Origin of the sequence: Aliarcobacter vitoriensis (genome assembly GCF_048320235.1) — a bacterium.
Taxonomy (GTDB): domain Bacteria; phylum Campylobacterota; class Campylobacteria; order Campylobacterales; family Arcobacteraceae; genus Aliarcobacter; species Aliarcobacter vitoriensis.
This window is the reverse complement of the sequence record NZ_CP182882.1, coordinates 1,055,981-1,070,180: the sequence shown is the minus strand read 5'-3', so window position 1 is coordinate 1,070,180 and position 14,200 is coordinate 1,055,981. Positions and strand designations below refer to the sequence as shown.

12 protein-coding genes are annotated in these 14,200 nt (G+C 28.3%); 5 read left to right on the top strand and 7 right to left on the bottom strand.

Annotated features, from left to right (window positions below; genetic code table 11):
• Nucleotides 1-31: 31 nt before the first annotated feature.
• The 5 genes from ACNSOS_RS05355 to ribD are packed head-to-tail and all read left to right on the top strand — an operon-like array spanning nt 32 to nt 4,779.
• Entirely contained in the window at nt 32-298 is a 267-nt protein-coding gene (locus tag ACNSOS_RS05355; protein ID WP_418186221.1) for a DUF448 domain-containing protein, read from the top strand.
• Nucleotides 288-2,963, top strand: coding sequence for a translation initiation factor IF-2 (gene infB, locus ACNSOS_RS05350; RefSeq protein ID WP_418186220.1), 2,676 nt, complete (start codon nt 288-290; stop codon nt 2,961-2,963). Before ACNSOS_RS05355 ends, infB begins: the two co-directional genes overlap by 11 nt.
• Nucleotides 2,963-3,331, top strand: coding sequence for a 30S ribosome-binding factor RbfA (gene rbfA / locus ACNSOS_RS05345; protein WP_418186219.1), 369 nt, complete (start codon nt 2,963-2,965; stop codon nt 3,329-3,331). Before infB ends, rbfA begins: the two co-directional genes overlap by 1 nt.
• On the top strand, nt 3,328-3,756 hold the full coding sequence (gene rimP, locus ACNSOS_RS05340; protein ID WP_418186218.1) for a ribosome maturation factor RimP: 429 nt from the start codon (nt 3,328-3,330) through the stop codon (nt 3,754-3,756). The genes rbfA and rimP overlap by 4 nt, the downstream gene beginning before the upstream one ends.
• 12 nt (nt 3,757-3,768) lie before the next feature.
• A complete protein-coding gene (gene ribD, locus ACNSOS_RS05335) occupies nt 3,769-4,779 on the top strand; it encodes a bifunctional diaminohydroxyphosphoribosylaminopyrimidine deaminase/5-amino-6-(5-phosphoribosylamino)uracil reductase RibD (RefSeq protein ID WP_418186217.1) in 1,011 nt (336 codons plus the stop codon).
• 47 nt (nt 4,780-4,826) lie between these two features.
• Here the strand turns inward: ribD and efp are convergent, their stop codons facing one another.
• From efp to pheS, 7 genes are all read right to left on the bottom strand, one after another.
• Nucleotides 4,827-5,387 (bottom strand): elongation factor P, encoded by a 561-nt coding sequence (gene efp / locus ACNSOS_RS05330; protein ID WP_113894485.1) that lies wholly within the window; start codon nt 5,385-5,387, stop codon nt 4,827-4,829.
• A gap of 9 nt (nt 5,388-5,396) precedes the next feature.
• Entirely contained in the window at nt 5,397-6,983 is a 1,587-nt protein-coding gene (serA, locus tag ACNSOS_RS05325) for a phosphoglycerate dehydrogenase (protein WP_418186216.1), read from the bottom strand.
• A gap of 12 nt (nt 6,984-6,995) precedes the next feature.
• Nucleotides 6,996-8,648: a 30S ribosomal protein S1 gene (locus ACNSOS_RS05320; RefSeq protein ID WP_418186215.1), complete on the bottom strand. Its 1,653-nt coding sequence runs from the start codon at nt 8,646-8,648 to the stop codon at nt 6,996-6,998.
• 69 nt (nt 8,649-8,717) lie between these two features.
• On the bottom strand, nt 8,718-9,554 hold the full coding sequence (locus tag ACNSOS_RS05315; protein WP_418186214.1) for a 4-hydroxy-3-methylbut-2-enyl diphosphate reductase: 837 nt from the start codon (nt 9,552-9,554) through the stop codon (nt 8,718-8,720).
• A gap of 9 nt (nt 9,555-9,563) precedes the next feature.
• On the bottom strand, nt 9,564-10,844 hold the full coding sequence (aroA, locus tag ACNSOS_RS05310; protein ID WP_418186213.1) for a 3-phosphoshikimate 1-carboxyvinyltransferase: 1,281 nt from the start codon (nt 10,842-10,844) through the stop codon (nt 9,564-9,566).
• 11 nt (nt 10,845-10,855) lie between these two features.
• On the bottom strand, nt 10,856-13,174 hold the full coding sequence (pheT, locus tag ACNSOS_RS05305) for a phenylalanine--tRNA ligase subunit beta (protein WP_418186212.1): 2,319 nt from the start codon (nt 13,172-13,174) through the stop codon (nt 10,856-10,858).
• Entirely contained in the window at nt 13,171-14,163 is a 993-nt protein-coding gene (pheS, locus tag ACNSOS_RS05300) for a phenylalanine--tRNA ligase subunit alpha (RefSeq protein ID WP_418186211.1), read from the bottom strand. Before pheS ends, pheT begins: the two co-directional genes overlap by 4 nt.
• Nucleotides 14,164-14,200: the final 37 nt, after the last annotated feature.

Sequence of the window (14,200 nt, the reverse complement as noted above, 5' to 3'; positions counted from 1 at the left end):
TTTATGATTAAGAAAATTTTAGGTATAATGTTTGGCTAATTTAAAAATAATCTTAAGAACTTGCATTTTTTGTAGAGGAAAATTTGAGCAAAAAGAGCTAATAAGATTGAAATGTTTAAATAAAAAATTATCACTTTATGATAATTTTGGAAGAAGCTTTTATATTTGTGAACCTTGCAGTTTGGGAATAGATAATATAAAAGATAGTAAGAGATTTGAAAAAGCACTTTGTAAAGAGTGTAAAAATAAAGATGAGTATGTTATACAACTTAAGGAGATTCTAACAGATGTCAGATAAAGTAAGAGTTTTTGAGATTGCAGAAGAAGCTGGTTCAACTAGTGCTGAAGTGATGCAAAAAGCAAAAGAGTTAGGGATAGATTTAAAAACAGCACAAGCAACTGTAACATTTGAAGATGCTGAAGAGATTACACAATATATTATGACAGGTAAAAGTTCAAGATTGAAAAAAGTATCTACACCAAAGATTGTGAAAGCAAAAAAAGAGAAGATTGCTGAAGATAATATCATCGAAAGCATAGAAGAAGTAGAAGTTGAAGAAATTTCATCTGAAGTAAAACCTAAAGAAACAGTAAAAAAAGTTGAAGTTAAAAAACCAGTAATCGCAAAACCAAATGTAAAAACTCAATTAAATGACTCAGTTTTAGATGAAAAAGAGATACAAGATAGTCAAAATAAAATAATGCCAAAGAGAAAAGGTTTGGTGATTATTAAAAAGAAAAGACCAAATGAAGAAGTTGTTAATGAAATTAAAATAGAAGAAACGGCTAATAAAAAACCTCTAAAATCTTTAAGTGATATATTTGGAGATGATGATAACACTATAACAACAAATGAACGACAATTTAAAAGTCAAAATCAAGAAGAATTAAATAGACAAAGAATAAAAAAAGAAAAGAAAAAAACTGCTGTGAAAGCCCAAGATCATGGGAAAAGATTAGATGTCGCTAGAAATTATGATGAATTCTCAAGTAGTGAAGATTCACTTTTAGGAGAAGAAGTAGTTTTACTTGATATGGATTTAAGTGATACTTATAAAATATTTGATGAGCCAAAGCCAGTAAATACTACAAATCATTCAAGAAGTTCTAAACCAGCTGCATTTGGTAATACACCAGTTGGACTTCAAAGAGGAAAAAGAAAGAAAAGAGTTATAAGAGTTCAAGAAAAACTTGAAATAAAAGATGTAACAATTCCTGAGGATATAAGAGTTTATGAGTTTGCAGAAGCTTGTGGAAAATCTCCAGCGGATGTTATAAAAGTTTTATTTAGCCTTGGTATGATGGTTACAAAAAATGACTTTTTAAAACAAGATGAACTTGAAATTCTTGGAGAAGAATTTGGAATATCTGTAACAGTTAAAGATGCTTTAGAAGATGTGAATTATGAGGAAAATTATGATGAAGAAATTGATACAAGTTCTTTTGTAATAAGACCTCCAGTTGTAACTATTATGGGGCATGTTGATCATGGTAAAACATCACTTTTAGATAAAATTAGAAGCTCTAAAGTAGCTGCAGGAGAAGCTGGTGGAATTACTCAACATATTTCATCATATACAGTTATAAAAAATGGACAAAAAATTACTTTTGTTGATACTCCAGGTCACGAAGCATTTTCATCTATGAGAACAAGAGGAGCAAATGTTACGGATATTATTATTATCGTTGTTGCTGCTGATGATGGAGTAAAAACTCAAACTGAAGAAGTTATTTCTCATGCAAAAGCTAGTGGTTGTCCAATAATTGTGGCTATGAATAAAATGGATAAAGAAACAGCAAATCCAGATATGGTAAAAGCTCAAATGGCTGAAAAAAATCTAACTCCTGTTGATTGGGGTGGTGATATAGAGTTTATTCCTGTTTCAGCTAGAACTGGTGATGGAATAGAAGATTTATTAGAAAATATTTTAATTCAATCAGAATTATTAGAACTAAAAGCTGATTCTACTGCAAAAGCAAAAGCAACTGTTATTGAATCATCTTTAGAAAAAGGAAGAGGACCAGTTGCAAATATTATAGTACAAAATGGAACTTTAAGAGTTGGAGATAATATAGTTTGTGATACAACTTTTGGAAGAGTAAAAGCTATTACAAATGATATGGGTGAAATTGTAAAAGAACTTGGACTTAGTGAAACTGGAACTGTTTTAGGGCTTAATGAAGTTCCTACAACTGGATCTAGTCTGATTGCTATGGATAGCGAAAAAGAAGTAAGAGATATCGCAACTACTAGAGCTGAACATGCACGTGCAAAAGAGTTATCAAAATCTACAAAAGTTTCTCTTGAAGAAATGAGTGGATTAATAGCAGAAGGTAAAATCAAACAACTACCAGTTATTATAAAAGCTGATGTTGGCGGGTCATTAGAAGCTATTAAAGGTTCATTAGAAAAAATTGCAAATGATGAAGTAAAAGTAAAAGTTGTTCATTCTGCTGTTGGTGGAATTACAGAGTCTGATATTGTATTGGCAAGTGCTAGTGAAGGTTGCATTATATTAGGATTTAATGTAAGACCAACTGGAGCAGTTAAAGCAAAAGCAAAAGCTGATGGAGTAGAGATAAATACGTATTCAATCATTTATGATTTACTTGATGATGTAAAAGATGCATTGTCTGGAATGATGAGTGCAGTTATTAGAGAAGAGAATACTGGACAAGCTGAAGTTAGAGATACATTTGTTGTTCCAAAAGTTGGAACAGTTGCTGGATGTTTAGTAACAGATGGAAAAGTAATCAGAGGTGGACATGCTAGAATTATTAGAGATGGTGTTGTTACATACACAGGTAAAATATCATCATTAAAACGATTTAAAGATGATGTTAAAGAAGTTGTAAATGGATTTGAATGTGGTATTATGTTTGAAAAATTTAATGATATTAAAGTTGGAGATTATATAGAAACATTTATCCAAATTGAAGAAAAAGTTTCAATAGATAACTAATGAAAAGTATAAATCTTCAAAGAACAGAATCTTTATTGATGGAGTTAATTCCACAAGCTTTATCGCAACTATCTGATAGTAGAATTAACTCATTGCCAATTACAGGTGTTAATTGTAAAAATGGTAAATATGATGCTATTGTTTACTTTGATGGAAGTGATTTTAGTAAAGAAGAAACAATAGCAGTAGTTCAAGCTTTAAACAAAGCAAATGGTAGAATAAAAAGTGATGTTTTAGCAAGTACAAGTTGGTATAAGTGTCCAAATTTTAAATTTGAAGCAGATACAACTTTAGAAAAATCAAAACATCTTGAAGATTTATTTGCTCAAATAAAAAAAGATAAAAATACAAAAAGTGATGAAGAATGAATTTAGAAGAACAAATAAGATTAATTGTTGAAAATAATGGTTTAAAACTTTATGATATTATTACAGTAAGAGAAAATGATAGAAATGTTTTTAGAGTTGTTGTAACTTCTCCTGAAGGCATTAATCTTGATAAATGTGCAGAAGTTTCTAGAATGATATCTCCAATTTTAGATATTGAAGAACCAATGAATGGAGTTTATAATTTAGAAGTAAGTTCTCCTGGAATTGAAAGAAAACTAAAGAAAAAAGAGCATTTTATTGCTAGTGTTGGTGAACTTATAAAAGTTAAAAACCTTGAAACTGAAGTTTTTAAAGGTAAACTTTTAAAAGCTGATGAAGAAAAGATAGTAATTCTTACAGAGTTTGGAGAAGAAGAATTAGCTTATGATAATATTCTAAGTGCATCAACATATTTTGAGTGGTAAGAAAAGAATAAAATGAAAATTGATGATAATTTCTATATGAAATTAGCCATTGATGAGGCTTGGAAATATCAACTTTTAACTTATCCAAATCCAGCTGTTGGCTGTGTTATTGTAAAAGATGGAAGAATTTTAGCAATAGAAGCACATAAAGAAGCTGGAATGCCACATGCTGAAATAAACGCTCTAAAAACTGCATTTTTAACAAAAGAATCAAATTCACTTCTAAAAATAAAAAATGATTCAACTGAAATACATAGATTTTTAATGGAAAACCATGATGGTTTTTTTGAAGATTGTGACATTTTTGTAACTTTAGAGCCTTGTAATCATATAGGGAAAACTCCATCTTGTGCAAAACTTTTATCTATTTTAAAACCTAAAAGAGTGATTGTTAGTGTTGAAGACCCAAATAAACAAGCAAGTGGTGGAATACAAACTTTACAAAATGTAAATATTGAAGTTGTAAGTGGAGTTTTAAAAAAAGAAGGAGAAAATTTAATTCTTCCTTTTAAAACTTGGCAAAATAAAACTTGTATATTTTTTAAAATGGCACAAACCTTAAATGGTATGATAGACGGTCAAATCTCTAGTCATAGAGCAAAACTTTATGTTCATACTCTAAGAGATAAAATAGACCTCCTTATGATTGGTGGGAACACTGTAAGAGTTGATAAGCCAACTTTAGATACTAGATATGTATTTGGTAAAAATCCTGATGTATTTATATATAGTAAAAATAAGGTTTTTAGCCAAAATATACCACTTTTTAATATAGCTAATAGAAAAGTTATAGTTTCAGATGATTTGTTTAAATTACTTGATTATAAGTTTATTATGGTTGAAGGAGTTTATAATCTTCTTAATATTTTAAAAGATAAGATAGATTTTATTGTTTTAATTGTAAATCCAAATATTAGAAGTGGAATAAATGCTATAAATGATATTAATTTAGATTTTGAAATATTACACGAAAATTATTTGGGAGATGAAAAAATAGTTTTTCTAAAAAGAAAATATATATAATAAAAAACCCAAATCTTTATGATTTGGGTTTAAAAGATACTTTAAATCTACTTTACTTTTTCTAAGTATTCACCAGTTCTAGTATCAACCCTAATAGTTTCACCTTCTAAAATATGAAAAGGTATTTGAACTACTGCTCCAGACTCTAAAGTTGCTGGTTTTCTTCCACCTTGAGAATCACCTTTAAAGTTTGGTGGAGTCTCTACAATTTTTAGTTCAACAACCATCGGTGGTTCAACTGTGATAGCTTTACCATTAAAGTACATCATATCACAACTCATACCATCTATAATCCAATCAAACGCTTCACCTACTTGATCATAAGTTAAACCTTCTTGTTCATAAGTTGTTGTATCCATAAATTGTAACAATTCACCATCATCATATAAAAATTGCATCTGTTTTTGTTGTAAATTTGGAACTTCACATTTATCACCAGCATGGAAAGTTTTTTCAATAACTTTTCCATTTAAAAATGATTTTATTTTGCATCTAACGAATGCTGCACCTTTCCCTGGTTTTACGTGTTGGTACTCTGTAATTTTATAAGGAATACCATCAACTTCAATCTTCAAACCTTTTTTTAATTCACTCATTCCTATCGCCATACTCTCTCCTTAAATTTCAGCATAAGCAATAGCTATTGAAGCCTCAAGACTTTCAAGCTCTGCTATTACTTTTGAACTAGCTTTTTCATCTATTAAAATCACTGCTAAAGCAATACCATCTTTACCTCTTGATAGTCTAAAGTCAGATATATTGATGCCGTGATTTCCAAGAATATTTCCAACTTTGCCAATAACACCTGGAATATCTTTATTTCTCATAATGATCATTTTACCTTTTGGTTCAATATCAATAGCAAAACCATCAAAATCAATAACTCTTTGAACTTCATCGCCAAAAACAGTTCCTGATATAGTTTTAACACCTTTTGAAGTTGTAATTTTTATAGTAACTTTATTTTTATATCCATTACAATTTGAAGAAGATTTAGTAACTAAATCAATACCTTTTTCTTTTGCTATGAAGTTTGCATTTACATAGTTTACACTTAGACCAGAGCTTACGTTTAGTACTCCAACGCTTGCAAAAGTTTGTAGTGAATCAACAAAATCTCCTAATTCACCTTCAGCATTTACTTCAATAGCTCTAATTTCACTTTTACTTATTTGTGCAAGTAAAAATGCCATTTTTTGAGTTAATTCAATATATGGTTTTACAAAAGATGGAATTTTACTTTCATCTATTGGAAGATTTAAAGCATTTGGATAAGCAATTCCTCTTGCACTTTCTATAGCATTATTAGCACTTTGAACAGATATTTCTCTTTGAGATTCTTTAGTATTTGCACCTAAGTGAGCAGTAACAGTAACATTTGGTAAATCTAAGAGAGGATGAGAAGTAGCAGGTTCTTTTTTAAATACATCAATTCCAGCCATAGCAATTTTACCAGATTTTAGATTTTCCACTAAAGCTTCTTCATTGTACAATCCACCTCTTGCACAATTTATTAAAACAACTCCATCTTTCATTTTTTTAATTTCATCAAAACTTATCATATCAATAGTTTCTTTGTTTTTTGGAGTATGAATTGTAATAATATCACAAGCTAAAATATCATCAAAATTAGTAGTATATTTTATACCTAAATCTGTAGCTTTTGTTGAAGGAATATATGGATCGTAAGCAATAACATCCATCTCAAAACCTTTTGCTCTTAGTGCTACTCTATGACCAATATTACCAAAACCAATAACACCTAGTTTTTTTCCATAAAGTTCATTTCCATACCAATCTTCTCTTTTCCAAACTCTATCGTTTTTAAGTTGATTATGAGCATAAGGGAACTTTCTCATACAAGAAAGCATATGAGCCATAGTAAGTTCAACAGCTGCTATAGTGTTTGCAGTTGGAACATTCATAGCAATTATTCCTCTTTTACTACAACCATCTATATCAACATTATCATAACCAACACCAGCTCTAATAATAGCTTTTAAATTTGTTGCAGCATTTAAAAATTTTTCATCAACATCAGTTGAAGATCTAGTAATTGCCACATCTGCATCTTTTATAATATCTAATAGTTTTGTTTTATCAATATCAGCTGCATATACATAATTTATATCTTCTGTATTTTGTAAAATATTTAAACCAGCTTCATGAATATGATCACAAACTACAATTGTATGTTTATTCATCAGAAATCCTACTTATTTTATTTGATCTTTTAAAATATCACCAAGAGTCATAGAAGAGTCATCATTCACTGATTTTAACATTTCTCTTTCTTGTTGTTGTTCTAATCTTTTTACAGATAATCTAACTCTATTTTTCTTAGTATCAATGTTAATAATTACAGCTTCAATTTCATCACCATTTTTAACATCATCAATATTTAATGGTCCAAAATCTTCATTTCTAATTAATCCATCAAGATTGTTTTCAAGTTTGATAAATACTCCAAACTCTTTTTTGTCTTTTACGATACCTTTGATAATATCACCAACTTTATAGTTGTCTTGGAATTTTTTAGCTGGTGATTCTGCAATATCTTTTATTGAAAGAGATATATTTTCTTTTTCTCTATCAATTTTAATGATTTTTACTTCTACTTCGTCACCTTTTTTAAATAATGTTTTACATTTTGCATTTGGTTCCCAAGAAGCTTCTTCATTATGTAATAATCCATCAACTTCACCTAAAGTAACAAATGCACCAAATTCAGTTAAAGTTGCAATTTTACCTTTTAACACATCACCAACTTTATTAGAATTTATAAATTTTGTAAATGGTTTTTCTTGAAGATTTTTTAGAGAAACTCTTAATCTTTTTTGGTCAAAATTTAGTTCAATTACTTCAACATTAATCTCATCACCAATATTTAAAATTTCTTTTGGATTTTTAATATTTTTATTCCAAGATAGCTCAGAAATATGTAATAATCCTTCTATATCATTACCTAAATCAACAAATGCTCCATAAGATTCAAAATTAGAAACAGTAACAGTGATTGTATCTCCAACTTCTAATTTATCTTTTATCTCTTCCCACGGATTTGATAAAGCAGCTTTAATTGAAAGGCTTAAGTGTTGTTTTGTTTTATCATAAGATAATACAACAACTGAAACAGTATCACCTTCACTAAAATAATTTGCAGGATTAACTGGTCCTTTGTAAGATATTTCATTATAGTTTACTAAACCATCAATTCCACCTAAATCAACAAACATTCCATAAGAAGTGATTTTTTTAACAATACCATCAATAGGTGATTTGTTTTCTAAAATTTCAGTTACCTTAGTGTCTTTGATTGATTTTGATTCTTCAATTAGTTTTTTTCTTGAAACAATTATAGAAGCTTGATTTGTATTTACTTTAATAACCTTAGCTTTTACTGTTTTTCCAATAGCTCCAATAGTTTTCATGTAAGATTGTGCTAGAGGCATAAAATATTCACAACCATCTGTATCTTCTATTGTAAATCCACCTCTTTGTTTAACAGCTACAACTTTACCTTCTATTATTACATCTTCGAAATTATCACCATGAGCTTTTACAAAATTATCAAATTTTTCTTTTTGAAGAACTTTTTTATGTGAGATATTTGGTCTTTCACCTTTATTCCCCATAAGCATTACAGGAATTGTGTCACCAACTTTATATTTTACTTCACCATTTATAGTAATTTCATTTAAAGATAGTAATCCTTCAATTTTTTGACCAACATCAACTAAAACTTTTTCGTCTGTAATTTCAACAATTACACCATCAACAACAGAGTTATTCTCTGCTTGTTCAAAAGATTCATTAAGTAGTTGCTCAAAGTCAAATTCTTCGCCTAAATCTATATCATCCATATGCATTTTCGTACCTTCTTGTTTACCAGTTTTATTTAAAATAGGACGATTATACAAAAAAAAGGCTTAAATTACCTATTTGAAATTTTTGATTTTATCTACGACTTTTTGAATTACCCAATCTGGTGTACTTGCTCCTGCAGTTATTCCACAAAACTCTTTATTTTTGAACCAAGAACTATCTATATCATCTTCATTTTCAATTAAATACGAATTATGGCAATTTTCAAGGCAAATAGAGTGAAGTTGTTTTGTATTTGAAGAGTTTTTACCTCCAATAACAATCATAACATCCGCTTTTATTGAAATATCCCTTGCTGCATCTTGATTCTCAAATGTTGCATCACAAATAGTATTAAAGACTCTAACTTCTTTATTTCTTAAAATTAGATGATTTACTATTTCCAAATAAGTCTCTTTTTTCTTTGTTGTTTGTGCAACACAAGCAATCTTTTTATGCTTAAAATTTATATTTTCTAAATCTTCAATTCCTAAAACAATATGAACATCATCTAAATCAGAAGCATATGATTGTACACCTTTTACCTCTGGATGTTCTTTATCTCCAAAAATTAGTATTGAGTATCCATCTTTTGACATATCTTTTACAATGTTTTGTGGTGTTGTAACAAATGGACAAGTAGCATTTATCACTTTTGTATTCATAGCTTTTAAATTTTTTAAATCATTTTTTGGAATACCATGTGTTCTTATAATTACTGTATCGTTCTCTTTTACATCATTTAAGTTTGAATAAAGACCAACATTAAAATCATTTTTTAAACGATTTATCTCGTCTTGATTGTGAATTAATGGTCCCATTGTTGCAGAATTTGTATATTTTTGAGCAATATTTATAGCTCTTTTAACTCCAAAACAAAAACCATAATTTGATGCTAATTCAATTTTCAAAACTTATCCTTATATATATAAAGAGTCTAAAATCTCTTTAAAATTAGGAAAAGAAGTCTCTATACAGTCTATATCTTCTATATTCATATCACAATTTAATCCAGCAATTGCAAAACTCATAGCAATTCTATGATCACCATATGAATTTATAGTTGATTTTTGTAAACTTCCACCAGTTATTTCATATCCATCTTCAAATTCTGTAAATTTAACACCACAAAGTTTCAAATTGTTTACAACACTTGATATTCTATCACTTTCTTTTACTCTAAGTTCTTTTGCATTTGAAACTTTTGATGTTCCTTTTGCCAAACTCATAGCAATAGATAGTGCAGGAAGTTCATCTATTAGCCATGAAATATTTTCACTAACCTCAATACCATTTAACTCATTGTTTATTACTTCGATATCTCCAATTGGTTCATAAATATTTTCTTTTTCTATAAAGTTTACGATTACACCCATTCTTTTTAAAACTTCATAAGCTTCAATTCTTGTAGGATTTAATGTAACATTTTTTATCAAAACTCTTGAATTTTGAGTAATTGCTGCTGCAATTGCAAAGAAAAAAGCTGAAGATGGATCTGTTGGAACAGTTATATTTAAAGGTTTCAAATGGCTTTTTAAAGGATGAATATTTATAAATCCTTCATTATCATATTCTAAAGTTGCCCCCATACCTTTTAACATTCTTTCTGTATGATCTCTTGTTAATTCATTTTCTTTATATTTTGAAACTCCATTTGCTCTAAGTGCAGCCAAAATCATAGCTGATTTAACTTGTGCTGAATCAACAGGAGAGTGATAAACGAAAGGTTCTAAATTTTTTACTCCTCGTATAAAAAGTGGAGCTTTATTTCCATTTTCTCTTCCATCAATATTTGCTCCAATACTTCTTAGTGGATCAGCAACTCTTTTCATAGGACGATTTCTTAAATATTTATCTCCAGTTAATATAAAGCTTCCTTCAATACTTGCTAATAGTCCACAAAATAATCTCATAGCTGTTCCAGAATTTCCACAATCAAGAATGTTTGAAGGTTCAGTTAGAATATCTTTTGGAGTTATTTCAACACTACTTCCAACTCTTTTTATAGTTGCACCCAACTGTTCAACAATACTTAGAGTATTTAGAGTATCTTCAGCTGTTAGATAGTTTTTTATATGTGAAGTTTGGTTTGAAAAAAGTGAAAACATCGCACATCTATGAGATATAGATTTATCACTTGCTATAGTTGATATTGTAATATCAAAAGGTTTTACTAATCTATTAATGCTAAAATTTTTCACTTTTTTCCTTTTTATCTAATAGTAATTGACAATTTTTCTTTTAAAACATCTAAAATTGAGTTCATTATAGAGTTAATATCATTATCGTCCAAAGTTTTTTCATCACTTTGTAAAATAAATCTTATAGTTAAACTCTCATTATCTCCTAACTTTTCATCACTATAAATATCTATTAAATTATATTGTTTAATGATAGTATTATTTAATGAATCAATAGCTTTTTTTATCTCTTTAAATTGTATTGATTTTGGAGTAATAATACTTAAATCTTTTCTTGAAACTTGAAATTTCGAGTAAGGATTTGCTTTTATTAAATCATTTTTTATACTCTCAAAATCAACTTCTGCCATAAAAGTATCACTTAAATCAAAATCATTAGCTACATTTGGATGTAGTTTAAATATATGTCCAACAATATTTCCATCTATTAAAATATTTGCATTTTGATATGGATGAATAAAATCATTGTTTATTTCTATCATTGGCTCTAAATCAAATTCTCCAATACTATTTAAGACCTTTTTAGCAAATGAAAAAAACTCAATATTTTTTGGTTTTCCTGCATTGCTCACATCTTCAATTTCAGATGCTCCACTATAGATAAAACTAATTTTTTTAGATTCATTTCTATTCTCATCAAAAACTGTTCCAATTTCAAAGAAAGATGTTTTTCTTGCACCCACTTTAAAATTATTTGAACAAGCTTCAACTAGATTATAAAATAGAGTAGTTCTATATGTATTTAGCTCTTTTACTATTGGATTTATTAAATCTAGTTCATTTTTAACTGTTTTAAATCCATACTTTTCTAAACCTTCTTTTGAAGTGAATACATAAGTTAATGTTTCAAAAAAACCATTTTCTATTGCTTTTGCTCTTATTTTATTTTTCTTAATTAAATCATTTGATGTTTTATTTATTCTTTTTACTTCATCAATTGCTAAAGGCTTTGCTTGTATTTTGTCAATGCCTATCATTCTTATAACCTCTTCAGTTATATCTGCAATATTTTTTACATCATGTCTATATAAAGGTACTTTGATAAGTAGAATATCATCTAAAGACTCTTTTATTTCAAAATCTAAAGCTGTTAATATTCTTTCAATTTCAAATTTATCGATTTCTTCTCCAATAATAGAGTTTATTTTATTTACACTAACACTCAAAGTAGTTTTCTCTATTTCTTCTAAAAATTCTTTTGTTCCAGAGTATATAGTTGCACCTAATTTTGACGTAAAATTTGCGAAGTAGTCTAAACCAAACTCTAAATTTGGTTCACTTCCTCTTGAAGATTTATAAAAAACATCACTAGTTTTAATTTTTGTATCAAAAACCTTTCTTGATATAACTTCTGGATTTATATATGAAGCTTCAACTAAAAAATCTTTACAATCTTCTTCAAAATCTTTATGCTCAACACCAATAGTACTCAAAATCTCACCTTGAGAATAAAGACTATCAAATCCTAATCCATTTTTCTTTAAATCCCAAACATAAAGTTCATTTTTCAATTTAGCCTTATCTTTTGGATAGGCATTGAAAATAACTCCTACAGAGTGTGTGAGATAACTCAAAGTGTTTTTAATATCACTGTTGTTTTTTAATTTTCCAATAGTAGCTAATCTTAAATTTGTGATTAAATTTAGTTTAAAATTTGTAAAATTTATTGCTTTGTATGCCAAAAATGAGTCAATATTGCTACTAGTAATATCAAACAATTGACCTATACTTAGTTCGTTATAGTTTACTTCTTTATCAAGTTCAATTAAAGGAATCTCATAATAAGCACTTAATTCTCTTGCTATTCCTAAAATACTTAAACAATCTCCTCTATTTGGAGTAAGTCCAATTTCGATAATGGTATCATTTAAACTTGTATAATCTTTTAGTTCTTTTCCTAAAATAAGTTCTCCAATAGAGTTATCAAGTAACATAATTCCATCATTTAGCTTTGGAAGACCAAGTTCTGTAGAAGAACAAATCATACCATTTGATTCTACCCCTCTTAATTTTGCAGCTTTAATTTTTAAATCACCTAAAACAGCCCCAACAGTAGCAACTGCTACAAACTGTCCTATATCAACATTTGTTGCACCACAAACAATTTGTTCTATTTTGTCTCCTAAGTCCACTTGACAAATATTTAATTTATCGGCATCAAGATGTTTCTCTTTTTCTAATATTTTACCTACTACAACTTTTTGTGCAATTGATATATTATTTACACTATCTACCTCTAGCCCAATAGAATTTAGAGTTTTACAAATCTCTTCAATACTTAGATGAGATATATTAATGAATTGTTCTAACCAATTTTTCGTAATTATCATTTAAATTGTCCTAATAATCTTGTATCACTTTCAAATAAAGATCTTAAATCACCAATACTATGAATTAACATTGCAAATCTCTCTATTCCTAATCCAAAAGCATATCCTGATTTATTTTTATATCCTACTGCATCAAAAACATTTTGATCTACAATACCGCAACCTAGTACTTCAAGCCAACCTGTTTGTGAACATACACGACAACCATTTCCTTTACAAAATACACATGAAATATCAACTTCAGCTGATGGTTCTGTAAATGGAAAATATGATGGTCTAAATCTAACTTCAACCTCTCCAAACATATGTTGTAAAAATTCGACTAAAACATGTTTTAAATTTGCAAATGATATTTTGTCTGCTTCATCAACTACAAGCGCTTCTATTTGATGAAACATTGGAGTATGAGTTATATCAAAATCTCTTCTAAAAACAGTTCCTGGAGCAATCATTCTAATAGGAGATTTTTGAGAAAGCATAGTTCTTATTTGAACAGGTGAAGTGTGAGTTCTTAAAAGTGTAAAATCTTTGTTGTAAAAAGTATCTGCCATATCACGTGCTGGGTGGTACTTTGGAAGGTTTAAAGCTTCAAAATTATGAAAATCATCTTCTACTAAAGGACCCTCTTCAACTGAAAAATTTAGATTTTGAAAATAAGTTATTATTCTATTCATCGTTTCAGAAACTGGGTGAACTGCACCACATGACAATTCTTTGTTAAATTTAGTAACATCTATTTTTTCAGATTCTAATTTTTTATTCAAACTCTCTTTTTCAAGTTCTAATTTCTTCTCTTCAATAGCATCTGTGATAGCTTCTTTTTGCTTATTTAGATTTTCTGCAAATGATTTTTTTTCTTCATTTGGTATATCTTTCATCTTTGCAAACTCAATAGTCAAAACACCTTTTTTACCTAATATTTCAACTCTTACACTTTCCAAATCTTCAAGTGTTTTTGTATTTTGTATTTTTTCAATCCAAAGATTCACTTTTGTTTCCTAATTCTAAATTCATATTATATTTATC

Excerpts from the sequence above, each read along its gene's own strand:
- infB (WP_418186220.1), top strand. The coding sequence starts at position 288 with ATGTCAGATAAAGTAAGAGTTTTTGAGATTGCAGAAGAAGCTGGTTCA.
- rbfA (WP_418186219.1), top strand. The coding sequence starts at position 2,963 with ATGAAAAGTATAAATCTTCAAAGAACAGAATCTTTATTGATGGAGTTA.
- rimP (WP_418186218.1), top strand. The coding sequence starts at position 3,328 with ATGAATTTAGAAGAACAAATAAGATTAATTGTTGAAAATAATGGTTTA.
- ribD (WP_418186217.1), top strand. The coding sequence starts at position 3,769 with ATGAAAATTGATGATAATTTCTATATGAAATTAGCCATTGATGAGGCT.
- efp (WP_113894485.1), bottom strand. The coding sequence starts at position 5,387 with ATGGCGATAGGAATGAGTGAATTAAAAAAAGGTTTGAAGATTGAAGTT.
- serA (WP_418186216.1), bottom strand. The coding sequence starts at position 6,983 with ATGAATAAACATACAATTGTAGTTTGTGATCATATTCATGAAGCTGGT.
- ACNSOS_RS05320 (WP_418186215.1), bottom strand. The coding sequence starts at position 8,648 with ATGCATATGGATGATATAGATTTAGGCGAAGAATTTGACTTTGAGCAA.
- pheT (WP_418186212.1), bottom strand. The coding sequence starts at position 13,174 with ATGATAATTACGAAAAATTGGTTAGAACAATTCATTAATATATCTCAT.